The organism is Paenibacillus arenosi (genome assembly GCF_014841135.1).
Taxonomy (GTDB): Bacteria; Bacillota; Bacilli; order Paenibacillales; family Paenibacillaceae; genus Paenibacillus_B; species Paenibacillus_B arenosi.
Genome location: NZ_JACYTN010000017.1, coordinates 1 through 22,785 on the forward strand (window position 1 = coordinate 1; position 22,785 = coordinate 22,785).

General features: G+C 43.4%; 25 protein-coding genes. All 25 read left to right on the forward strand.

The features are described from left to right. The coding region (locus IFO66_RS16790; protein WP_273015560.1) for a zincin-like metallopeptidase toxin domain-containing protein at window positions 1-585 on the forward strand (585 nt) is incomplete at its 5' end. After that, window positions 585-947 carry a hypothetical protein gene (locus IFO66_RS16795; protein ID WP_192026278.1) on the forward strand — a complete coding sequence of 121 codons (363 nt, stop codon included), beginning with the start codon at window positions 585-587 and terminating at the stop codon, window positions 945-947. The genes IFO66_RS16790 and IFO66_RS16795, both read left to right, overlap by 1 nt. A 114-nt stretch (window positions 948-1,061) precedes the next feature. Then, entirely contained in the window at window positions 1,062-2,597 is a 1,536-nt protein-coding gene (locus tag IFO66_RS24245) for a deaminase domain-containing protein (protein ID WP_192026279.1), read from the forward strand. Between the two features lie 20 nt (window positions 2,598-2,617). Further along, entirely contained in the window at window positions 2,618-3,322 is a 705-nt protein-coding gene (locus IFO66_RS16805; protein ID WP_192026280.1) for an Imm3 family immunity protein, read from the forward strand. Between the two features lie 419 nt (window positions 3,323-3,741). Then, a complete protein-coding gene (locus IFO66_RS16810; protein WP_192026281.1) occupies window positions 3,742-4,482 on the forward strand; it encodes a phage scaffolding protein in 741 nt (246 codons plus the stop codon). A 75-nt stretch (window positions 4,483-4,557) separates the two neighbouring features. After that, window positions 4,558-5,481, forward strand: coding sequence for a hypothetical protein (locus IFO66_RS16815; RefSeq protein ID WP_028593228.1), 924 nt, complete (start codon window positions 4,558-4,560; stop codon window positions 5,479-5,481). Between the two features lie 18 nt (window positions 5,482-5,499). Next, window positions 5,500-5,862: a phage head-tail connector protein gene (locus tag IFO66_RS16820; RefSeq protein ID WP_225445837.1), complete on the forward strand. Its 363-nt coding sequence runs from the start codon at window positions 5,500-5,502 to the stop codon at window positions 5,860-5,862. Between the two features lie 2 nt (window positions 5,863-5,864). Next, window positions 5,865-6,281 (forward strand): hypothetical protein, encoded by a 417-nt coding sequence (locus tag IFO66_RS16825; protein ID WP_192026282.1) that lies wholly within the window; start codon window positions 5,865-5,867, stop codon window positions 6,279-6,281. A gap of 46 nt (window positions 6,282-6,327) precedes the next feature. After that, the gene (locus IFO66_RS16830) at window positions 6,328-6,783 is read left to right on the forward strand and encodes an HK97 gp10 family phage protein (protein WP_192026283.1); all 456 of its coding nucleotides are present in this window, start codon (window positions 6,328-6,330) and stop codon (window positions 6,781-6,783) included. A gap of 8 nt (window positions 6,784-6,791) precedes the next feature. Next, window positions 6,792-7,223, forward strand: a complete 432-nt coding sequence (locus IFO66_RS16835) for a phage tail terminator family protein (protein ID WP_192026284.1) — start codon at window positions 6,792-6,794, stop codon at window positions 7,221-7,223. Further along, window positions 7,220-7,423 carry a hypothetical protein gene (locus IFO66_RS16840; RefSeq protein WP_192026285.1) on the forward strand — a complete coding sequence of 68 codons (204 nt, stop codon included), beginning with the start codon at window positions 7,220-7,222 and terminating at the stop codon, window positions 7,421-7,423. The genes IFO66_RS16835 and IFO66_RS16840 overlap by 4 nt, the downstream gene beginning before the upstream one ends. Window position 7,424: 1 nt before the next feature. After that, a complete protein-coding gene (locus IFO66_RS16845) occupies window positions 7,425-8,744 on the forward strand; it encodes a phage tail sheath family protein (protein ID WP_192026286.1) in 1,320 nt (439 codons plus the stop codon). Between the two features lie 17 nt (window positions 8,745-8,761). Continuing rightward, on the forward strand, window positions 8,762-9,220 hold the full coding sequence (locus tag IFO66_RS16850) for a phage tail tube protein (protein ID WP_192026287.1): 459 nt from the start codon (window positions 8,762-8,764) through the stop codon (window positions 9,218-9,220). 13 nt (window positions 9,221-9,233) lie between these two features. After that, window positions 9,234-9,641 (forward strand): phage tail assembly chaperone, encoded by a 408-nt coding sequence (locus IFO66_RS16855; RefSeq protein WP_192026288.1) that lies wholly within the window; start codon window positions 9,234-9,236, stop codon window positions 9,639-9,641. A 188-nt stretch (window positions 9,642-9,829) separates the two neighbouring features. Further along, entirely contained in the window at window positions 9,830-11,824 is a 1,995-nt protein-coding gene (locus tag IFO66_RS16860; protein ID WP_192026289.1) for a tape measure protein, read from the forward strand. Between the two features lie 28 nt (window positions 11,825-11,852). Continuing rightward, window positions 11,853-12,608 (forward strand): LysM peptidoglycan-binding domain-containing protein, encoded by a 756-nt coding sequence (locus IFO66_RS16865; RefSeq protein WP_192026290.1) that lies wholly within the window; start codon window positions 11,853-11,855, stop codon window positions 12,606-12,608. After that, window positions 12,605-13,555, forward strand: coding sequence for an XkdQ/YqbQ family protein (locus tag IFO66_RS16870; protein WP_192026291.1), 951 nt, complete (start codon window positions 12,605-12,607; stop codon window positions 13,553-13,555). Before IFO66_RS16865 ends, IFO66_RS16870 begins: the two co-directional genes overlap by 4 nt. Then, window positions 13,555-13,797: a DUF2577 family protein gene (locus tag IFO66_RS16875; protein WP_192026292.1), complete on the forward strand. Its 243-nt coding sequence runs from the start codon at window positions 13,555-13,557 to the stop codon at window positions 13,795-13,797. Before IFO66_RS16870 ends, IFO66_RS16875 begins: the two co-directional genes overlap by 1 nt. Window positions 13,798-13,799: 2 nt before the next feature. After that, complete coding sequence (locus tag IFO66_RS16880) at window positions 13,800-14,225, forward strand: DUF2634 domain-containing protein (RefSeq protein ID WP_192026293.1); 426 nt, start codon at window positions 13,800-13,802, stop codon at window positions 14,223-14,225. A gap of 1 nt (window position 14,226) precedes the next feature. Then, window positions 14,227-15,312 carry a baseplate J/gp47 family protein gene (locus IFO66_RS16885; protein WP_192026294.1) on the forward strand — a complete coding sequence of 362 codons (1,086 nt, stop codon included), beginning with the start codon at window positions 14,227-14,229 and terminating at the stop codon, window positions 15,310-15,312. Further along, window positions 15,305-15,889: a putative phage tail protein gene (locus IFO66_RS16890; protein ID WP_192026295.1), complete on the forward strand. Its 585-nt coding sequence runs from the start codon at window positions 15,305-15,307 to the stop codon at window positions 15,887-15,889. The genes IFO66_RS16885 and IFO66_RS16890 overlap by 8 nt, the downstream gene beginning before the upstream one ends. Then, window positions 15,886-16,167 (forward strand): ketopantoate hydroxymethyltransferase, encoded by a 282-nt coding sequence (locus tag IFO66_RS16895; RefSeq protein WP_192026296.1) that lies wholly within the window; start codon window positions 15,886-15,888, stop codon window positions 16,165-16,167. The genes IFO66_RS16890 and IFO66_RS16895 overlap by 4 nt, the downstream gene beginning before the upstream one ends. A 1-nt stretch (window position 16,168) precedes the next feature. Further along, window positions 16,169-19,087 (forward strand): hypothetical protein, encoded by a 2,919-nt coding sequence (locus IFO66_RS16900; protein ID WP_192026297.1) that lies wholly within the window; start codon window positions 16,169-16,171, stop codon window positions 19,085-19,087. Window positions 19,088-19,098: 11 nt separating this feature from the next. Then, complete coding sequence (locus tag IFO66_RS16905; protein ID WP_192026298.1) at window positions 19,099-19,401, forward strand: hypothetical protein; 303 nt, start codon at window positions 19,099-19,101, stop codon at window positions 19,399-19,401. Window positions 19,402-19,510: 109 nt separating this feature from the next. Then, window positions 19,511-22,741, forward strand: a complete 3,231-nt coding sequence (locus IFO66_RS16910) for a hypothetical protein (RefSeq protein WP_192026299.1) — start codon at window positions 19,511-19,513, stop codon at window positions 22,739-22,741. The last annotated feature ends 44 nt before the right edge of the window (window positions 22,742-22,785 follow it).

The following is a 22,785-nucleotide window of genomic DNA, read 5'->3' on the forward strand; positions in this document are numbered from 1 at the left end:
ACAAGTGCTGAATGTCGTGAGCTGGATGGTCTACTATTTGACGTGTCGGATGCGAAGATTGGGGTTAATTTTCCTCCGCTTCATCCAGGCTGCCGTTCGATTACGCTTGAGTGTGATGAAGGGACAGGTAATCTAGATTATAAAGAATGGGAAGAAATGCCCGTTAGTGGTCAAACACGCCTAACAGCAGATGGATTAAGGGTTATGAGCATTCGCGAATTAAAAAAATTTAAGAGCGACATGAACGAAAGTGGGTTTAAAGTTGTTATGGACAAAAAAGGAAGAATACTTCCTATAAATGTTGCAGGAGGCTTTGATCCTTATACAGGACAAATGGTCTTGAGACCTCATGCGTCATATTTAAGTGCTCTTCATGAATCTTATCATGCAAAGCAATATAAGAAACTTGGACAAGAAATTTACCTCAAGCAAACAAGAGCAGAGAGGGAAGAGTACGTTTATAATGAAATTATGAAAAATAAAGATATATTTACTTTCCAAGAAATATATGAAGCACAGAGATATATTTTTTACATTAGGAATGAGCGATGGCCGTTACCAGATTGGAAAGGATATGAGGAATAATGAGTGAAGAAATGAAAACAAAGTTAACATCAGGTCAGGCTATTCAAATTGCTAAAGAGTATCAAAAAAAACATAATTTATATGGGACTATACATGAGGATAAAGATAACTCGGTAAAGTTTTATAGTGAATTTTACAGAATTAAAGGTAGTGCCTGGGTTGTGCTGTCTGACATAGGGCCAAAAAAGTATGAAGGCGAAGATGAAATTACTTTTGTTATTTCAGATGAAGAAGGTATTGTAGATCATGTTTTAGATCATAATGGAATACCTCAACGCTATCATTCATCAAGTAATGGAGATTATTCCGATGAAGAGTTCGAGGCTCTCTTTGATGATAGTGAAGATGAGCTAGAAGATTAATCATAACTTTTAAATAGTGTATAGATGACAGTCCTAGTGGCTGAATGTAAAGACACCTTCTTACTGTTGAAGGTGTCTTTTTGCTGTCCAATTATAAGGCTGGGGAACAGACAGGTGGTGATAGAATTGGCGGACGATGATGAGCAATGGCTGGAACGTGCGTTAACTCTGGAGAAAGAAAGTTTAGAAGTCGGCTCTGAGGTAATGCGGGAACTGTTCAAGCAATATGAGCAGGCGGCGCGAGAGATTCGGGTTAGCGTTAATGATTTTTTGGTTCGCTATGAGGATGAACAAGGTTCTGCTCACGACAGGGCAGACAAGTTGCTAAATACAGCAGAGATGCAAGAATGGAAGGATAGTGTAGAGGACTGGGCGAAGCGCATCGATGAGGAGAAGGATGATGCTGCTAAGCGATTGCTGCAATCTAGACTGAAGATGGTGAAGTGTAGTGCTTCTCCGCGTACTCGGCTTGACCTTGTATCTGGACAAATGCGGATCGTGCTGGATGATTTGAGCGCTAAAATTGTTCGTCAAATGTGGAATGCATTTGAAGGGTTGTATTCGGATGCGTACTATAAGAAAATATTCGATATTGAGCAGCGATATGGCTCGTTAAGAGAGTTTAAGAAGCTCGATTCAGAGATGAATGATGTATTATCTTACCCGTGGAGTGGTGTTAACTTTGCGGATCGGATGGCAGAGAATATCAGAATGTTGCATTTTCAAATGGAAAAAACGGTCTCGCAAGGATGGCGTCATGGCAAAGGTAGCAACGAGATATCAAAAGAACTGTCCGATCAAATGGGAGCATCGTTTAAGCATATAGAGATTCTCGTGCAGGGAGAAAGTGCGTATTTCCATAATGAAGCGATTCGGCTGGCATACGATGCGGTTGGTGTAAAGCAATATGAATATGTGGCAAAATTAGATAGACGTACAAGTGATACTTGTCAAAGTTTGGATGGTAAGAGGTTTAACGTATCGGATGCGCAAAGACGTATAAACTATCCGCCTATGCATCCGCGTTGCCGTTCGACTACGATAGAAGTTGCTGATGGTATGGATGAGTCGCGTTTGGGTGGTGAACATCTACCCAAGGCCAATACATATGAGCAGTGGTATAAGGACCGGGTTGATAGTGGACAAACTGCTAAAAGATTCCCTACTAGATTAATTTCTCCTATAGTAGATAAACATATTATTGATAAAGTAGCTCTGGCTAGGGAAGGTTTATCCAAAAGATACAAAGAAAGTGGTAATTTTGCATATGCAGAAGTAAATATTACAGGTGTTGATAAGACAGACTTTTACGCACATAGTGGGATTCATGATCCAGCTAAAAAAATCCCAGGAACCGAGGAATTCTCATTCAAACCTGAAAATCCAATCTTTGAGGCAACTGAAGCTCCTGATAATGCAGGAAATATTTATTTAAGGGATGGTGATACAGAGTATAAAATATTAAATGACTTAGTAATAAGATTAGGTAACAATCCAAATGTAACTGGTAAAATTAAATTATTTACTGAAAAGGACACCTGTGGTAGTTGTAATAGGATCATTCAGCAATTTGATGAAAAATATCCTAATATTACAATGGAAGTTGTTCATAATGGTGATGTGCTAGTTCAACCTAAAACTTCAAAATAAATATCGGAGGTTTCTATAAAATGGCTTACTCTTATGAAGAATATTTAGAATATATAAATGAGTCATATTACGAATATAAAGAAGATGAAAAAATGAGTAATAAAGAGGCGATTGCAAGAACGTTTAATGAATACGATCTATTAATGAAAAATAGTGAGACAGATAAAGCAATCATTAGTGTAGCAATTGCAGAAATCTTAGTTTCTCATTCGAAAGTTCTGAGTACCTTCAAAGATTACTTGATGAAAACATTATTGGAATTAGATTTAAAATTAATTGAACAGGATCATAAATTAACGCGGGAACAATATATCGATTTAATATCGCGTGAGGAACAAGTATATAAACAATTAGAAGTAATGCCGTCGGATTATTACCCAAGGGTATGCTGGCACTACGAAGAGTTGACAGATGAAGTTAATAGGTTTTTCGTGCAAATCAATACGGGTAATTTAAGTGATGAAGAGATAGTTACTAAGGTACTTAAACGTTTTGAGCGAGACTGCACAAATACATTAAGTGAAAAAATAATTGTGTATGTAACACTAGCGGAGAACTTGTTAAAACTTAAATATACGCAGATAGAAGAAATGCAGAGAATTAAACAGGAACTGCAACTATTTAATGTGACAGATATTCGTGATGAGCAGTTAGTAGAAGAAGAACAGAAGAAGCTATTAATTCGAATTGATACCTTACTAGCTCAATTGAATAATATCACATAAACGTGTGAGATGAGGAGTCAGTCGAAATCAAGCCACAGTGGTGTCAGCGTTCGTCGTTGTGTGAATCCCACTTTAAACTTGATTTAAATATTTTCAAGGTTAGTACCGATGGACAGCACAATTCCGTAGCTGGGGATAATAAATCACAAAACTTCCACCATTGCAGACATCTTGCAGATTATATGCAGAATCGGTGCAGGTCATTCGGTCAATTAGGCATTAATATAGTAATATAGCAAATTAAGAAATACGCTCAATGAGCTGCATATCACAACTATACACCTGATGATTAAACCATCGTTCTCTTAACAAGAGACGGTGGTTTTTTTATACCCATTTCAGGCAGCCAGTCCTAGACATACTGGTGGAGGCAATGAGCGTGGAAGTCGCTATATAAACAGCCGGGAAGGAGCAAGAAGATGATTGTTGAGTCAATCAAAATGTTTTTGGGTGAGGAGCTAGCTTTGCAAGTGGAAACTGCACTGCAAGGCAAAGGAAAGGAGGGGAAAGATGTTGACCTCGTCGTGGGCAACGATGGAAGTTACGTGCCCGCAGAAAAATTTGATGCCGTAACAAAAGGCAAGGCGAGCGCAGAGGCAGCCTTAAAGGCAGCTGCAGAAGCGCTAAGAGCGATAGGCGGCAGCGGCGATCCTTCCAAGATTGCAACGGATGTTATCGTGGCACAAGGCAAGCTGGATGAGCTTGCTCGTAATTACCAGTCTGAGCTTGCTTCGATTCAGCGTACGGCTGCTATTCGCATGGCCCTTGCAGGTAAGGTGCATGACACGGAAGACCTGATCAATCTCATTGATATGGACAAGATTGAGTTGGATGAAGCGGGCAATGTGAAGCAGGACTTGGAAGAGATTATTGCTCCAATCCGTGTAGCGAAGCCTTACTTGTTTATCGATCAGCAACCTCTCAACGGTCTACAAGGAGCTGTGCAGTTGCAGGGTGGAAGCGCTCAGGAAATCCAGATCCATGGGGAACAAGCGGGACAACTACAGTCTAACCCCGCAATGCTCAATCAGGACCAGCTTCTAAACCTAACCTTGCCAGCCATTCATGGGGCGAGACCAGCCGATCCAGGCATCACGCCTAACTCGCAAGCTGCTAATCTAACGGCAGTGCGTGCGGCAATGGGCTTGCCTACGCTGTAGGTAACCAACAGCGTTCTATGGCAATTGCTTCAACGATTCTATTTTTAACAACGATATTCGAAAGGATGAATGTACATGTCAATTAATACACTCCAATACGCGACGCTGTTTCAAGCTTCGCTGGATGAGCAGATGGTTGCTTTGGCGACGTCTGGATGGATGGAAGAAAATGCAGCACAAGTGAAATATGCTGGCGGCAACGAGGTGAAAATCCCGAAAATCGCGATGGACGGTCTTGGTGATTATGACCGTGATCGCGGTTACGTACAAGGTTCCGTATCCCTAACGTATGGTACATATGCGTTGACACAGGACCGTGGTCGTACGTTCCAGCTAGATGCGATGGATGTGGATGAGTCTAACTTTGCGGCGACTGCTGCTAATGTGATGGGCGAGTTCCAGCGCACATTAGTTGTGCCTGAAATTGATGCGTATCGCTATAGCAAAATTTACGCGATGGCTAACGCAAAAGGCAAAGTAAATACAACGGCATATACACCAGCTGCGGCAACGATTTATGACAAGCTGCTTGATGATATTACTGCAATTGAAGATATTATTGGTGAAAATGAGCAAATGGTCATCACGATGTCCACGCATGCCGCGAAACAGCTTGATCTTGCGGATAAAGTGGAGAAAAACTTGGAGGTTGCTGAGTTTACGCAAGGCAACATTTCCCGAAAAGTAAAAGTACTCGACAACAACCCAATTATCCGTGTTCCTTCCGCTCGTATGAAGACGGCTTATGTGTTCCATGACGGTTCGACAACAGGGCAAACAAATGGTGGCTTTGTGCCAGCAACAGGCGCTAAACCGATTAACTGGATCATTACAGTACGCCGCAGCCCAATTGCGGTTTCTAAAACAGAGAAAGTACGTATTTTTGAGCCGAATACGAATCAGAAAGCAGACGCTTGGAAATTGGATTATCGCAAATACCATGACTTGTGGATTCCAGATAACAAGATCGACGGTGTGTGGGTAAATATCGGATCGTAAGGTAGGAGTGTGATCCTTATGACTTCAACAATCTCAACAACGATGCTAACCAAGTTAAAGCAGGTGCTTGGAATTACGGGCGCTGAGCAAGATTCCCTTTTGCAATTGGTGCTGGAGACGGTATGCGATGAGGTGCTTAATTACTGCAACCTAGACCAGATGCCAATCATGCTCGAAAATGTTGCTGTTCGTATGGCGGCGGATATGTGGCGCTCCGAAAGGTACGGCAGCGAACAACTTCCGCCAGCAGCGAAGTCTGTAAGCCGCGGGGACGTATCTACTAGCTTCGATACGAAGTCGGTTGGAGATATCCGTGGGGTAAAGGACATTGTTGACAATTACAAAGTGCAATTACAGGCGTTTCGAAAGCTGAGGTGGTAGCCATGTTGGAACGTATTGCTATGGCTGCAACGGGACTGCATTTCCGTATGTTCGGCCATGCAACAGCTGAACGAACTGCGCTCGAATTGACGTACGAGGATATTTGCAGCGTAAGTCGGATGGCTGTTATAGAAGATGCAGACGGCATCGTCCGCACAACATGGACGGACGTCTATCCAAACCTCGCATGCGCATTTTCCGCTGGCAGTGACAGAAGCAATCAAACAGCAGCAGAGCACAGAATTGATCACGAAGCGAAGTTGTATGTAGCGCCAACGGTTTCTATTCAAGCGGGAGATCGTGTGACGGTCCAACGATTTGGACAAGCCCAGTTGTCCAGCATTTACGAAGTGGTAGGTGTCCCTAAGCGATATGCAACGCACAACGAGGTGCGCTTAAAGGTGGAAGAGTTGGCATGATAGGGAAATGGATACAATGGCTTGAAGTAAAGGTGGTGTATGGACGATGGGCTCAAACGTTAAGCAGCTTATCAAATATCGCCAAAAGCTCCTCGACTTGCAGCGCGAAGCGCCAAAGGTTACGCAGAAGCTGCTCATCCAAGAAGGGGAACATGCAGCGCGGCAAGCGAAAGTAATCGCAAGCAGTGGCAACCCTGACGCTGTTGATACGGGACGCTATCGCAATCATTTTCATACGGGTAATCGCACTCGTGCTCATGCCAACAATAAAGAATATGATGGCAGCAAGCCGAGGACAACCGGCATGACTTATCAAATTGACGTATACAACAACGTGCCGTATGCACGCGTCATTGAATATGGTCGCCGTACGAAGTCCGGTTCCTTTGTGAAAGGGCGCTATATCCTTCGTCGTGCAATGAAGCAAGCGGAGGCTTCTAGGCAGTCGAGATTGCAGCGCAAATTCAGCAGCCAATTGAAACAGCATTTCGAAAGGGGATGATGTGACGAGTGACCGTTAACGATCTGATCAAAGCAATCGCCAAACGCTTAAAGTCCGTTTATCCCGACCGACTCATCTATGTAGATGAAATTCCAAAAAACGCAGATGGCCATCATTTCATTCGCTGCTTAGAGCAGAAGCATGAAACGAAGCTTGGACGAAGACGTATGCGAACGTACAGCTTTGAGGTGCTGCATTTTAAGTCTGCAAAAGACAATATGGCCTTTCACGATTGGGTGGAAAAGCTATACTTCGCTTTTGAGCAGTTGGATGTTAATGGACAAATTGTCCACGTGAGCAAAGCCCAAGCTGAGCCTGGTGAAGACATGGTGTTTCATTTTACATTCGACGTCAGCCTAAGTGGACAAATAGAGCCCAAAGCGGTGGAGCCATCGGAAGTAATGGGCAAGTTGCAGATGATAGGGGGGATTTCGCCATGACAGAAGCGATAAAGAAGAGCAAGAAAGAAGGTTCTGACGTATTGTCAGAGCCTTCTTTTTATAAGTGGCAGCTTAAAGATCACAACTCCAGTGACTTCAATCCAGATGTACTGGATGCGCTGCTGGAAGATGAGAAGCTGTACACGTTAGCAGATGTAAACAAAATGATTCAAACATTTATGATGAGAGAGGTGTGTTAATATGCCGATTGGCGGAGGAGCGTTTACGCTACAAAATAAAGTGTTACCAGGCGCATATATTAACTTTGTGTCTGCCGGGGGCGGTGTAACCGCGGGTGCTCGCGGTGTTGCTTCATTGCCTTTACAGTTGAATTGGGGTACTGAAGACAAGCTTATTCAGATGGATGCGGCTGATTTTAATAAACAGTCATTAACTGTATTTGGTTATGATGCGACTGCGCCAGAGTTGCTGCTTATTCGCGAGTGTTTTAAACGAGCAAAAACATTGCTTGTCTATCGTGTAAATAGTGGCGGTGCTAAGGCGACAAAGACGACAGGTGGCCTTACGGCAACAGCCAAATATAGCGGAACGCGCGGCAACGATATTCGAGTAGCAGTATTGACGAATCCTGCTGGTGGATTTGATGTTGTTACTTACTTAGGCATGCAAGAGGTGGACAAGCAAACGGTAACTTCTGTTGCTAACTTGGTAGCGAACGATTTCGTTACATTTGGTCCTACAGGAACGCTTGCAGCAGCTGCGGCAGCTCCATTAACTGGCGGTACCAATGGAACAGCTAACGGAACGACATACAGTAGCTATTTGACGGCTCTTGAAGTTGAGAACTTTAACGTACTAGGTTATCCAGGTACAGATACGAGTGTGAAGTCGTTGTTTGTGGCGTTTACGAAGCGACTTCGTGAAGATGAAGGTAAAAAAGTAGTGTGTGTACTTCACAATCAGCCTGCTGATCATGAAGGTATTATTAACGTAAAGAACGGTGTCGTTCTTGAAGATACAACCGTTGTTTCTGGTGATAAAGCGGTAGCGTGGGTAGCGGGTGCTACAGCAGCAGCGGAAATCAATCAAAGCTTAACAAACACGACCTATGACGGTGCTGTCGATGTCGATATCAAATATACGAAGAGTCAGTATGAAGCGGCGATCAAGGCGGGAGAGTTCGTGTTCTACGGCGAAGGCAGCAAAGCACGCGTGCTTTCTGACATTAACAGCTTGCTTACGTTTGGTGGCGGTAAGTCACCGGACTGGACGAGCAATCGTGTGATGCGAGTGATGGATGGTTGGGCCAACGATGTTGCACGTATTTTCGGCGCGTCTTATATCGGTCTTGTTACGAATAACGATACAGGTCGCCAATTATTTAAATCGGATCTGGTTGCCTTGGCACTTCAGTATCAGGGAATTGGTGCGATTAGCAACTTTGATAGTGATGACATTACGATTGAGCAAGGCATTGGCAAACGTGATGTAGCTGTACATAGCGTGCTGCAACCTAACGATAGTATGGAGAAGCTCTACATGACAGTTCAAGTCGTGTAGGAGAGGGGGATATATAGATGGCAAAATTACATGCACAAGATACGATTAATGGTAAAGAGGGCAGAGCGTATGCCCAAATTGACGGGAATAACGAGGAATTGTTTTTTGCTAAGACGATTGAAGCAACGATTGAGAAAAACAAATCCGAAATCAAATCGATTGGTAAACGTATGACAGGACATAAGACAACGGGGATTACGGGTACTGGTAGCATGACCATCTACTACATGACGCCGTTGTTCCGTTCGTTGCTGAAGCAGTATAAGGATAAAGGACAAGACGTTTATTTTAATATGATGATCGAAAATGAAGACCCAGCTAGTGCAGCAGGCAAACAAGTAGTGAATTTGTTTGGGGTTAACCTCGATTCTACCATTTTGACGAAGCTGGATGGCGATTCTGACGATGCGCTCGATGAAGAAGCAGACTTCACGTTTGAAGACTTTAACATTGCAAAAGAGTTTAACAAAATTTAAGGAGGCTATGTAAATGGGTAAACTACAAGATTTTTTAATGAATAGTGACGTGCAGGCGGAGGTACAGACGGAAGTGAGCATCAAGCCGTTTCCGTTTCCGTTTGTGCTAAAAAGTATTACTGAGGCAGAAAATAAAGAGATTCGTAAAAGCTGTCAAAAAGCTACTTTTAATAAAAGAACACATCAGAAAGATGTGGAAACGGATGCGGACTTGTATGCGAACCGTCTTTTGATCGCCTGCTGTGTGGAGCCGAATTTTAAAGATGCAGCTTTGCAGAAGAAGTTCGGTGTTCTAGGAGCAGAAGCGCTTATTGATAAGTTGTTCAATCCAGGTCAATATGCAGAGCTTGTACAGCGTGTACAGCAGCTGAACGGATTCGAGACCGATATTAATGAGTTGGTAGAAGAAGCAAAAAACTAATCCGGCAGGGCAACGGTGAAGCGAATTATGCGCACTATGCCCTGCACCGATTAAAAATTAGCCCGGATGAGCTCATGGATAAGCCTGTGCACGTCCGGGCTTTTATTTATGCAAGCATTGATTTGCAGCTTGAAAATGAAAAAAAGCAAGCTGACAAAGCGAAACGAAAGCGTTAAGGAGGTGAGCGAATGTCAGTAGTAGCGGCAACGCTTGCGATACGCGATAACTTCTCCAATACGTTGAACCGTGCGGCACAAGGCACACAGCGTGTCATTCGATCCATGCAAGTATTGCAGACGCAAAGTGCAAGAACATCCCCTGCGCGGATGTTCACGGGTACGAGCAGTGCGATCAGTGGGGCAAGTCAACGGCTGGATGTGCTGAACAAGAAACAACGAGAAGCTGCCAAAAACGCCGAACAAGTAAAAAGTGCGTGGAGTGGGGTTAGAGGTGTTATGGTCGCAGCTGTCGCAGGTTTGGCTACGGGAGCAGGCTCAGCGATGCAGGCGGTTGATTCGTATACAAACAATAACGCCCGTCTAAATGGAATCAAAGATGAAAAGAAGCCGGATGAAAATTTGCAGAAGATGGTGTTTGGTGCTGCCCAGCGATCAGGGACTGGTTATAGCGACATGGTTGGAACGGTCTCTAAACTCGCACTGTCGGCGGGGGGGTCTTTTAACGGGAACAATGAAATCGTTGCATTCTCAGAACTGATGCAGAAGTCATTTGCCGTGAACGGGGCATCAGCCGCGGAACAGCAAGCAGGGATGGATCAGGTGACGCAAGCGATGGCGTCGGGCAAGCTGGAAGGGGCAGGGTTCGAATCCATGATGGCAAGTGCGCCGATGATGGTGCAAGCGATCGCAGATTTTACGGGTAAATCAACCGAAGAATTGAAAAAATTGTCTGCCGAAGGCTTAATTTCCGCTGACCTTATGAAAAGTGCATTATTAGCGGCTTCAGATGAGATTGAAGCAAAGTTTGAGGCGCTGCCGCGTACCTTTGAAGGTACATGGACACGGATCAAAAACTTTGCCGCTATGTCGTTTGCCGGTGTCATGCAAAGCATTAGCAATTTTTTGAATAGTGATATCGGCTCTGCGATGGTTACTGGCATTATGGTGGCGATCGCGACAATTGCTAGTGGTGTGGAAGGATTGATCAACTTAATCTCGACCATAGCTTCGTTTGTAGAGTCCAATTGGGCAATTATTGGTCCAATTTTAACGGTAGCGGCTGTCATGGCCATCACGTATTTAATTTCGTTAATATGGGCGTGGGGAGCAGCAGCTATCTCGATGTTATGGGCATGGGGAAGTGCAGCTCTCATAAATGGATTTAGGGCGTTTGCGGCCTTTATGTTAGCGAACTGGCCTATTTTGCTCATTGGTGCTGCCATTGGTATTTTAATTGTCATCTTGAACAATATGGGTGTTACCTTTGATCAAGTCCTTGGATTTATAGGCGGTGCATTGTTTGGGTTATATGCTTTCTTCTATAACATAGTAATCCAAGTATGGAACATCTGGTCATCGTTTGCAGAGTTTTTTGCGAATGTGTTTAACCATCCTGTGTATAGTATTAAGCGATTATTTGTGAATTTAGCGAATACGGTACTTGATATTGTGAAAGAGATTGCTGGGGCGATCGATGCAGTATTTGGGTCAAATTTGGCAAGTAGTGTCACGGGGCTTCAAAAGACGATGGACGATTGGCTGGGTGAAATGCCAGAAGGCTACAAGGTAACGCAAAAATTGGAGACAAAGTCGATTACCGAATATAGCAGCAAGGGCTATCAAGCAGGCTCTGACATGGCGAAAGGGATGCAAAATAAGATAAAGGAAATATCCTCTCAGTTTGACGGCAAAGCAAAGGAAGAAAACGGAGTAGATAAAGGGCCTAGCAAAGGATCAGGGGCAGGCATGATTCCGAATGTTGGAAAAGTCGGCGAAGTGGGCCAAATTAACAGCGAAGTGAACATTGGGGAAGAAGATTTGCAGATGATGAAAGATGTAGCGGAAATGCGCTATGTGCAAAACTTTGTAACGATGACGCCAACGATTGCGATGAACGCTAACATTAGTGAGAAAGTGGATGTTAACTACGTAATGGCTGAGATGGAGCGCCTTCTTAATAATGAGCTTGCCATGTCTGCTGAAGGAGTGTATCCAAAAGCATAAATAGCATATTAAAGAGGGTGTTGCAAAAATGGGTTATCAAATGTTTTTGAAGCTCGAGGACAAGGTACTTCAAATTCCTGTCTTACCTGAAAAGCTGGAAATAAGCTCTCCTGGGCACAATGAAACCGTAACGGTATTAGGAATTGGCGAGATTAATAAGTTAAAACGTAAAGGACTCCGTGAAGTTTCGTTTGAGTCCTTTTTTCCTGCACATTATGAACCTTATGTAGCTGGTTTTTTATTTGAACGGGTGGAGGCCGAGGACTCTGGAGAGCAAGTGAAGCAGACAAAGCAGGCATCGTCAATAAAGCCAGTGTATACGGACAAGACGTTGCCAGAGCCTATCCGTTGTATTCGGACCATTCAACTATTTCGAGAAGTAAACAGGCCTATTCAGTTTCTCCTGACGGGTACTGATTTAGATATTAATATCAAAATGGGTATTGAAGAGTTGAGTTATGATGAGCGTGCCGGTGAGGTTGGTGATATCTATTACCGTTTGAAATTGAAAGAATGGAGACCATATTCAGCAAAAACGCTCGGTCTGACCAAAGACAATAAAGCGCGGGCTGGTGCAGCTAAGCGTCCAGGCAGTCCTTCAGCATCGAAAACGCATACCGTAGTCAGAGGGGAAAGCTTATGGGCGATTTGCAAGAAACGTTACGATGATGGAGGCAAGTATCCTCAGCTGTATGCGAAGAATAAAGCGCTAATGGATAAACGGAACAAGGGTACAGGCTTGCCGAAATATACGATCTATCCGGGGCAGGTGTTGGTACTGTGATCCGAGTTCGTTTTCAGAACAATAAGACAGGTAAGGGCTACGACATAACAACTTTAATTACCGACGCGAATTGGAATACGAAATTTGCTGGTTCGCCTGCTTCCTTTGAATTTACAATGATGAACGATGAGCAGATCAAAATAGATCATGGAAGTATCGTATCGTTTTTCATAGGCAAAGAGGGGTTGTTTCACGGCTATGTGTTCAAATATTCGAAGTCGGATAAAGGTGAAACGAAAGTTGTTGCGTACGATCAACTGCGCTATTTGAAAAACAAAGATACGTACGTATTTAAAGGCAAGCGTGCCGATCAAATCGTTGCGCAAATCGCGGGTGATTTTGAGCTGAAGACAGGCCAGCTAAGCAATACGGGCTACGTCATTCCTTCCATGGTTGAGGATAGCAAATCACTGTTCGACATCATTTTAAAGGCGCTGTATCTTACGTTGATTAACAACAAGCAAAATTTTTATTTGTGGGATGACTTTGGGCAGATCCGTATTTCGAATACAGATAAAAGTCATCTTAATTTAATCATAGGCGATAACAGTCTAGCCACCAGCTATGACTACAGCAGCGATATAGATGGTGAAACGGCGAACCAAATTAAGCTTGTCCGTGACAATAAAGAGACAGGGAAACGAGATGTATACGTAGCGAAGGATACTACTTCCATGGCAAGGTGGGGCGTGCTGCAGCATTATGAAAAAGTAAATGAAAATTTGAATAAAGCACAAATTGAAAAACAAGCAGACAACATGCTTCTATTAAAAAATCGTCCAGAGCAATCGCTCAGTGTGGATGCACTGGCTAATTTGAAGGTACGTGCCGGTTGTGGTGTCTTTGTAGAAATAAGTGGGGTTGGACTGTCCGGCTGGTACATTGTCGAAGAATGCAAGCATGATGTAATGAAGGAAACGATGAAATTAAAGCTGGTGGTGATGTAATGCTAAGTGACAAAATTAAACTCATTTCTATGCAGGCCAATACAGCTAGTGTGCCAGTTAGCGTTATGTTTGGACAAGTGCAGAAAGTGTCCCCGATTCACATATTAGTAGATAGTCGATTCGTCATTGATGGGGATATGGTCATTATGTCTCGTGACCTGCCGGAACTTCTTGTTGGCGACTCTGTCATTCTGCTGCGCAATAATGGCGGGCAGCAGTTTGTCGTGTTGGGGAGGTTGTAGCCATGTCTTTACTTCCAGAACAGATCGGCACAGCCATTCCGATCACGGCTGTAGAGCTGGAGTTGCCTGAAGAGCAGACATCCCGTACGTATCGGCTTGATATGGATAAGGGGCGTATTCAAGGCTTTGTCGATGAAATAGAAGCGATTAAGCAAGCCGTATATAAAGTGCTGCAGACGGAACGATTCATTTATCTCATTTACAGCTGGAATTACGGCATTGAATTAGATGAAGTGTTGGGGGCAAATGAAGCGGTTATGCGCAGTGAACTCAAGCGTATCGTAACAGAAGCGCTGTTAGTAGATGAACGCATAACAGAGGTAACAGATTTTCATATTGAATTGGTAGATAGGCGTACAGCGGCAGTAGAGTTTACTGTCGTTTCTATTTATGGACAAGTGCGTATCGAAGAGGAGGTGACCATTTAACATGACCTATTATGCAGATATGACATATGAACGCATTTTGGAGCGCAGCTTAAGCCGTGTGCCTGACGGCATAGACAAGCGCGAGGGATCGATCATTTATGATGCGCTAGCACCCGCGGCAGCGGAATTGGCGCAAATCTATATTGAATTAGACGAAAATCGAAACCTGTCCTATGCAGATACTGCATACGGGACATTTTTGGAACGTCGAACTGCAGAATTCGGAATCAATCGAGAAGCAGCCACCAAAGCACAGCGCAAAGGTTTATTTTATGGAGAATCCAATGCTCCGTTGGATATTCCAGTTGGAAGTCGGTTTTCATTGGAGGGCTTAAATTTCGTAGCTGTGAAAAAGATATTACCAGGTCAATATCAACTGGAGTGTGAAGTTGCAGGGGTACAGGGAAATCAACAGTTTGGGGCCATGCTCCCTATCGATTATATTGCCAACTTAACTCGTGCCGAACTAACGGATGTGTTAGTACCAGGTGAAGATGAAGAAACAGATGATATTTTGCGTGCTAGGTACAGTAACGCAGTAAACGAAAAGCCGTTCGGGGGCAATATTGCTGACTATAAACGAGAAATAGAGGAAATAAACGGGGTCGGTGGAGTAAAGGTGTATCCAACATGGCAAGGTGGGGGCACTGTCAAATGTACGATTATTACAAGTGAACACAACGTACCAGATCCTGCTTTGGTGACACAAGTACAGACATTCGTAGATCCGACGGTTAGCAGTGGGCTTGGAAATGGGCTTGCTCCTATTGGACACAAGGTTACAATCGCGGCTGTAGTGAACACCCTTGTAAATGTAACGACAAGAGTTACGCTGCAACAAGGCGTGACAGTGGGACAAGTACAGGCGGACATTGAAAAAGCAATTCGAGACTATCTTTTAGGTCTATGCAAGTCATGGAAAGATGAAAATCAACTAGTGGTTCGTATTGCTCAGATTGATGCACGGTTGTTAACTGTAACGGGTGTTGAAGATGTCATGGATACCAAGCTAAATGGTGCTGTATCCAATATAACGTTAGGCACAGACGATATTCCAAAATTGGGGACGGTGGTCATAAGTGTCTAAGTTAATGGATTACCTCCCCCGTTTATATGAAGATATTCTCGAAATGATCGAGTTAACGAAAACAGAAGAAATAGAGCTGCAAGTAGCTAGACAAGCTGTCCAACAGTTGCTAGATGACCAGTACGTACTTACGGCAAGTGAAGATGGAATAAGGCGGCGGGAGCGCATACTCAAAATACAGGCTGATCCTACTGCAGAATCTTTAGACTTTAGGCGTAAGCGAATCATTAATCGCTACTCTACTAAGCCGCCATTTACGATAAGGTATTTGCAGGAAAGGTTGGATTATCTGGTCGGTACTGGCCGGGCGCTTGCTACGATTGATGTGCAAACATTCATTTTGACGGTAACGACTGCAATTGATGATGCCAGCTTATTTAAGGAAGTCGAGCATACGATCAAGACGATCCTTCCGGCCAACATTGTTTATCAGCAATCTACGGCACTCGAAGATCAGATTACTATGCAGGAGAGTATTGCATCACAGGTATTACATCGAGGAATGAAGTTATCTACATCATGGAAGCTAGGTACAACACCATTCTCAACTTCGGGGCAGGAGGTGGTAGTCAAATGATAACAGCAAGCTATTTGAATGATCTAGCAGTTTACACAAATACACGGATTACAAAGGTAGTTATCAATGACACCCATACCATTGACCAATTTGAAATAAAAGAAGCGACAGCTAGTGACTTATTGATTAAATATATGGTGCGGCAAGGCACGGTGCAGGCAGTAAATAAAATCGACTTGCGAGATGTAAACGATAAAGTGATCAGCACGAATAATGTTTATGTGCCTATAACGTCAGATACGCTGCTATTGCAGCGCATTAAAATTAGGGAGGTGTAGCATGCCCTATTCTGGTAAAACAAACTGGAAATATGATGAGATCGTAAGAGAGACAGATTTAAATCGTATTGAGCAAGGATTAGTCGACGCTCATCAAGTCATAGATAGTTTACCATCCTTTAATGAGGTTGCGATCACATCACCTATTATGAATGGAGTTAATGTAATTACAACCGATATGGCCAGTCCATTGGCGATTGAAGTTAAAGGTAATATATTGACAAATATTTTAAAGGACTACGGAACGATAAAAGATAACAATGGAGATGGAATTGCGGATGGACCATGGCGGACCTCTCCTGTTGGTGATGGGAAATTTACAGTTCAAAATGGGTATCAGAAAATAGAATCAGTAACCACAGATACAAAAATCAACGAACGGTACATAGCGACGAATCACTCCGCTGGTCATTTTAGCGTGAAGGCGGGCGAAAAGTTTGTCATGATCGCTGATGTAGAGACTGACGGTGTATCCAATGCAAGGATTTCCTGTACTCTTGGAACTGGAAACGGTTCATTTGATGCAATAACTACGACAAGCAGGACGATTTTCGGGAAAGGTGCAGTATCTTCAGATGCCAGCAATGCTTATGTGGCGGCTGCTAATAGGAACGGGGTTGGTGTAGTTGGTTGGGTTGCATTCAAAGATATCTCTTTGTACAAAGTTTCGGATGAAATTTATAACGCGATTGGAGTAACGATCAACGAGAGTAACATTCGACAGTATCTACCTCAATTAGATGGAACGAAGTGTATTGAGGGTGTCTCCATTACTAAGCGTGGTAAAAACTTGTTACCACCTTTTTCAAAGTGGGATACGAAGGGTGCTCCTATTACGATCAAATCTTCATACGATGCAAGTGTGATTTTATCGTCCGATAAACGTGTACTAAGTTTAGTAGTAGCAGTGATGAAAAATACAACATACACACTATCAGCCAAGCATAATGCAATGATTGCTGTATATGGTACTCCAGTCTTAAGTGGCGGTGCTATTGTCCACTATACGAAGGCACAAACCGTGACGTTTAATTCTGGTAATCGTGAGTCAGTTACTATTTTGTTTAGTCCAGATTCTATGCCCGATGGAACTTACGAAATTGCCGATACAATACTTAGTCTTGGTTCTAGTGTTGAGCCGTTTGAACCGCAAAACGATGATACGGTTGTGCTGCCTACTACACTTGCAAAACTAGGGAATGTTACAGATCGCCTTTATTGGCGTGACGGCGCGTGGAAGGTACAGAAATCGATTAAACGAGACTTTGTGCTTGATGGCTCATTAAATTGGTCCCAAAGTGGACAAGCTTCAGGTGTCAAGCGGCTTGTTGTTCCGACTACTCCAAAAGGCTCTCCATCGTTAGGGAGCATACTGGTATCCACTAGATATGATGGTAAAGAAATTTTGCATCAAACCACTGCTGCTTTTTTGCCAGACACTAACCAAATAACCGCAGATGGCGTTTATCACATCGTTATACCAAACAATCTTAGTGGATGGGTTGATACGATAGATCCGACTGCTGCAGAGGCAAAAGCATGTATGAACGGTTGGATGGCTACAGCCAATAACGGCAGCGCCTACACATCTTGGGTATCAATACTTGACGGTAGTGTTGCTCCTACAAATACAGTAGCCTGGGTGTCCGTAAATAAAGCTAAGGGTTGGAAAGGCTGGGCTGAGGTTAGCTATGTGCTTGCTGCTCCAGTAGAAGAGCAGATAAGCGTTGGGGGATTAGCTCTGCATAGTGGAGTCAACCAAATAGAGGTTGATACAGGATATTATCGCAATGCGGCTGGGCAAATGGAACGGACCGCATCTGCAAATATTACACATGCTACTGCTTCATATGTTATCGGGATTAGCGGAGTATTATCAGACACCGTCCAGAATGTTGCTGATAACATGGCACAAGATGCACGGCAAGATGACTGGTTGCTGTTAAACGAAGCAAAGACTGCTGATGTCCGACATGATTTAGATTTGCATACTACGGATAGTGATCTACACGTTACAGCAGTAAAGCAAGCAGTTTGGGATGCTAAAGAAACGCCTGCTGGCGCGCAAGCAAAAGCAGATGGAGCACTCGCAGCGGCCAAAACACATGCGGATACGAAAGAAACACCAACAGGGGCACAGACCAAGGCTAATCAAGCTGAGCAACGTGCTAAAGATGCAAGTTTGCCAAGAGGCGGTGGAAGATTATCCGGTCCTCTAGGTATCGGAACCGATCCAGCCATCACGCTTGCTATTGGTGACGGTGATACTGGGTTTAATTGGGCACGCGATGGCGAATTTAATGTTATGGCAAATAACGTGAAAGTGGGACATGTAAACGCACAAGGTATCCATATCGACAGAGACATCGTTTTGCGCGGAACAACCCAAGCAGCCGTCAGATTGAATGGTCAAACACTAGAATATTGGAATGGAAGTGAGTGGAAATCAGTGGGTGGTGGGGTATATGTCGCAAGTCATACAGTTAGACATACTTTTCCGGAATGGACGAGCACTCAAGAATATCAATATATGTTAGTAGGAAAGTTTGTACCCGTTACAACTGGTGAAATCGTTATACGAGCCGAGGTACAAGCGACGTATTCATATGGCGGGAGACTTTATGTGGATCAATCCAGTATAAGTCTTGATTATAACACGCCTAGTGCGGGGGGGATGAGCCATACAAATAATGGAGGATCGACTCACCACGCCGCTATTGATTGGAGAATACCGCTAGGTACAGTAATGGGATACCCGAGAGTGAGCTATAGAATGGGTGAAATTATTAATACGAATAACACCACTGGATATGTATGGGTAGAGAAGGTTTACCACATTTTAAATCCTACACCTATATACTTTTTTATTGAAAGGGCACGCATCAGAAACTTGACAATTAGTTACGACACAGCGTATTAAGGAGAAGTCTTATGAAATATGTAGTTTTTTATAAGCCCGATGGAGCATACATTGGCTATTTACCAACAATTACAGTTAAATCCTCTTACGATGGATTAGATTTTCTAGTTTTAAGGACTCTACCCACAGAGATATCAAATACGCCAGCGGATAAACTGATCTACATAGATGTTGTGAATAAAAAAGTGATATTGGTTAATAAACCCCCAGAAGATCCAAAACCAGCAACAGCAGAGGAGGAAATTGAGCAGCTCAAACGGTCAGTGGCTGAACTTACGGCGATGCTGATATCTCAACAAAATAAACGAAATTAACAAGTTCTAATAAGATGAGCGCTTTTTGTGTGATGAGGTCAGCCAATCATTTTGGGTGGCTATTTTTTTGTGCCTTTAAGTGATGGCGATAGAATTAAGGAGGTATAGTATGGCCTACGCGGGTAAAACAAATTGGAAATATGACGAGTTAGTAAAAGAGACAGATTTAAACCGTATCGAGCAAGGGTTAGTTGACGCTCATAAAGTCATTGATGGTCTTCCATCATTTAATGAGGTTACGATCACATCACCTATTATGAATGGAGTTAATGTAATTACAACTGATATGGCAAGTCCGTTAACGGTGGATATCGAGGGTATGACATTAACGAACATTACAAAAGACTATGGCACTATTAAAGATGTCAATGGTGATGGCATTGCAGATGGTCCTTGGCGTGCTCCATCTACAGGCGAAGGTAAATATACAGTAGAAAACGGGTATCAGAAAATAGAGTCACTATCAACGGACAAGAAGATTGATGAACGGTATATCGCAACTCATAACCCTATAGGACACTTTACCGTTAAAACTGGGGAAAAATTTGTCCTAATAGCTGATGTTTTATCTGATGGTACATCTAACGCCCGATTATCTTTCTCATTGGGGACGGGTAATGGTACGTTTTACGCAAATACCTTGACAAGTAGAACTATCTATGGAAAAGGTACGGCTACCGTAGACGCTGCCAATGCTTATGTGGCCGCAGCAAACCGGAACGGAGTTGGTGTGGTTGGTTGGGTTGCTTTTAAAAATATTTCGTTATATAAGATATCCGACGAGCTTTACAACGCAATTGGCACAACAATTAACGAAAATAATATTCGTCAGTATTTTCCGCATTTAGAGGGAACAAAGCATATTGCAGGTGTTTCGCTTACTAAGAAAGGGAAAAATATCTATACAGGAGAGATTGATAGAACTAGCGGTAATGCAACGTACACAAGAATACCGAGTGGTATCGAAATTAATTCCGGCGGAAGCATTTACAATTTTGCTCGAAGTATTGCTTATAAAGTTAAGCAGAACACTCAATATACAATAAGTTACGAAGCTGAAAATCTATCAGGAGACGACCCGCCAGCAATTGCAGTCCGAAAATCTGACGGAGGGGTACTAACGCCATTTATTATGGGTGCTGGTAAAAAGAAGTATACTTTTAATACAGCTAACGAGACAGAAATCTTACTATTTATTTATGGATCGGTTGAGTCTAGTGCCAAACAAACAAAAAGATATAAGTTTATTCAGTTGGAAGCAGGAAGCGAAGCATCTCACTATGAATCTCCAAACGACGAAAGTGTTGTCCTGCCTGTAACAATTGCAAAACTAGGAACTATTGCAGACCGTATTTACTGGCGTGATGGCTCATGGAAGGTATTGAGGTCGATCCAGCGAGAATTCATGCTTGACGGATCATTAGATTGGTATAACAACGGAAAATTTGCGGGTGTCAAGCGACTTGTGGTTCAAACAGCTCCAAAAGGGTCAATTTCGGGTGGTATAGTTGCTACTAGATACGATGGTAAAGAAATGCTGAACCAGACAACCGCAGGTGGAGTGACAGATACAATCCAAATTTCAGGAGATGGTTTGTTTCATATCGTTATCCCCAACAACCTTAGTGGATGGATCGATGCTATTGATCCAACTGTTGCTGCAGCGAAGGCGCTCATGAATGGTTGGATGGCGTCGGCTAACAACGGCAGTGCTTATACATCGTGGGTATCGATACTTGACGGTAGCGCACCTACAACAAATACTGTAGCGTGGGTGTCCGTAAATAAAGCCAAGGGTTGGAATGGTTGGGCTGAAGCTAGTTACATTCTTGCTAATCCAATAGAGGAACAAATAAGCGTCGGAGGATTGGCTTGGCATGCTGGAGCTAATCAAATTGAAGTCGATACAGGTTATTATCGTAATGATGAAGGTCAGATCGTAAAGATTGCATCTGCAAACGTCATTAATGCTACCGCATCATATACGACAGGGATTAGTGGAGTATTATCAGACACAGTTCAAAATGTCGCTGATAACATGGCACAAGATGCACGGCAAGATGATTGGTTGTTGTTAAACGAGGCTAAGACTGTTGATGTTCGTCATGACTTGAACCAGCATGCTGCTGATATAACAGCACACATCCTGTATGCTGCAGCAACAGGGGGAGCTAATACGTATGCTGTTACACTTGCTCCGATAATCAAATCATATGTTGAGGGTATGGCTGTGGCAGTAAAGATTAATGTTCAAAATACAGCAGCATCCACGCTTAATGTTAACGGATTAGGAGCTAAGGCAATCAAACGATCCAATGGCAGTGATGTAATATCAGGCATGCTCAAAGTCGGTAGTGTCCATACCATGCGTTATAACGGCGTAAATTTTATATTACAGGGTGAAGGGGGGGAATATGGAACGGCAGTTGCTGGTGATGTCGTAGCCCCTAAAACCGTCGGTACAGATAATGGATTAGTGATTGGTACGATGATTGATCGACCAAGCGTCATTAAGCCAGAGTCCTACGGACACAACACTGCATCAAATATATCGTACTTTAGAATACCACATGGCGCATATCGACAAAGTGAAGGATCAGGGTTCCCCGAGTTATGGGTTACTCAAGCTGATTGCCGCCCAGAAAACATTATTAACGGCATGGTAATTAATAATACTAGAGGTACGGCAGTCAGGGCGCAGGGTAATGCAGCAGCTCATGATGTTTTACAGGGCAGAACTTTCACATCTGGGATAAACAATGCTGTACAGACGGGCACGATGGCAGAATTCTCAGGTGGTCACATTCCGTCAACAGCGCATACCGTTTGGGAAGGAGACCGTGCATTTTTCCAACCTACAGCGGGTGCGTACCGTGGTGATGTGTGGGTTACAGCTCCTGCCCCGAACTTCAGAGCCGAGCACATCCGAGCAGGTGTTAATATCCTAGGGGTTAATGGTACGTTGCAAGTTGGTAAACGCGTTGCAGAACGTGATATAGGATTTAACAAGGATCGTATATCTTGTGGTGGGAACTATGCTACTGCTTATTTTTCATCAGGTGATTTAGGTTTCACACCGAGTCGCGTGTACGGGTATTACCGTTGCGGTTTTTCTGACCAGTGGCGCACCCCGATGCACGTCACATTGTCTAGCTTACATGAAACTTACGTCGAAAGTGATTGGGGTAAATTCCAGTTCTTTTTGCATATGTTCCCAAATGAAAACGGTGATGTAGGCAGATTAGTTTTGGGGTATACCGCTAACAACTGTCCAAGTGTACATTTTTTGAATGATCAATCAGGGACGGTTAATGGGTTGAAGCTCACATTTATCGAGTAGAGGATCCATCTGGAGTACAAAGTTTAATTAACATCGATGGGGCT

Coding starts and splice junctions, on each gene's coding strand:
- IFO66_RS16850 (WP_192026287.1), top strand. CDS start 8,762: ATGGCAAAATTACATGCACAAGATACGATTAATGGTAAAGAGGGCAGA.
- IFO66_RS16840 (WP_192026285.1), top strand. CDS start 7,220: ATGACAGAAGCGATAAAGAAGAGCAAGAAAGAAGGTTCTGACGTATTG.
- IFO66_RS16865 (WP_192026290.1), top strand. CDS start 11,853: ATGGGTTATCAAATGTTTTTGAAGCTCGAGGACAAGGTACTTCAAATT.
- IFO66_RS16855 (WP_192026288.1), top strand. CDS start 9,234: ATGGGTAAACTACAAGATTTTTTAATGAATAGTGACGTGCAGGCGGAG.
- IFO66_RS16905 (WP_192026298.1), top strand. CDS start 19,099: ATGAAATATGTAGTTTTTTATAAGCCCGATGGAGCATACATTGGCTAT.
- IFO66_RS16910 (WP_192026299.1), top strand. CDS start 19,511: ATGGCCTACGCGGGTAAAACAAATTGGAAATATGACGAGTTAGTAAAA.
- IFO66_RS16825 (WP_192026282.1), top strand. CDS start 5,865: ATGTTGGAACGTATTGCTATGGCTGCAACGGGACTGCATTTCCGTATG.
- IFO66_RS16805 (WP_192026280.1), top strand. CDS start 2,618: ATGGCTTACTCTTATGAAGAATATTTAGAATATATAAATGAGTCATAT.
- IFO66_RS16830 (WP_192026283.1), top strand. CDS start 6,328: ATGGGCTCAAACGTTAAGCAGCTTATCAAATATCGCCAAAAGCTCCTC.
- IFO66_RS16885 (WP_192026294.1), top strand. CDS start 14,227: ATGACCTATTATGCAGATATGACATATGAACGCATTTTGGAGCGCAGC.
- IFO66_RS16820 (WP_225445837.1), top strand. CDS start 5,500: ATGACTTCAACAATCTCAACAACGATGCTAACCAAGTTAAAGCAGGTG.
- IFO66_RS16875 (WP_192026292.1), top strand. CDS start 13,555: ATGCTAAGTGACAAAATTAAACTCATTTCTATGCAGGCCAATACAGCT.
- IFO66_RS16815 (WP_028593228.1), top strand. CDS start 4,558: ATGTCAATTAATACACTCCAATACGCGACGCTGTTTCAAGCTTCGCTG.
- IFO66_RS16895 (WP_192026296.1), top strand. CDS start 15,886: ATGATAACAGCAAGCTATTTGAATGATCTAGCAGTTTACACAAATACA.
- IFO66_RS16880 (WP_192026293.1), top strand. CDS start 13,800: ATGTCTTTACTTCCAGAACAGATCGGCACAGCCATTCCGATCACGGCT.
- IFO66_RS16845 (WP_192026286.1), top strand. CDS start 7,425: ATGCCGATTGGCGGAGGAGCGTTTACGCTACAAAATAAAGTGTTACCA.
- IFO66_RS16860 (WP_192026289.1), top strand. CDS start 9,830: ATGTCAGTAGTAGCGGCAACGCTTGCGATACGCGATAACTTCTCCAAT.
- IFO66_RS16795 (WP_192026278.1), top strand. CDS start 585: ATGAGTGAAGAAATGAAAACAAAGTTAACATCAGGTCAGGCTATTCAA.
- IFO66_RS16810 (WP_192026281.1), top strand. CDS start 3,742: ATGATTGTTGAGTCAATCAAAATGTTTTTGGGTGAGGAGCTAGCTTTG.
- IFO66_RS16900 (WP_192026297.1), top strand. CDS start 16,169: ATGCCCTATTCTGGTAAAACAAACTGGAAATATGATGAGATCGTAAGA.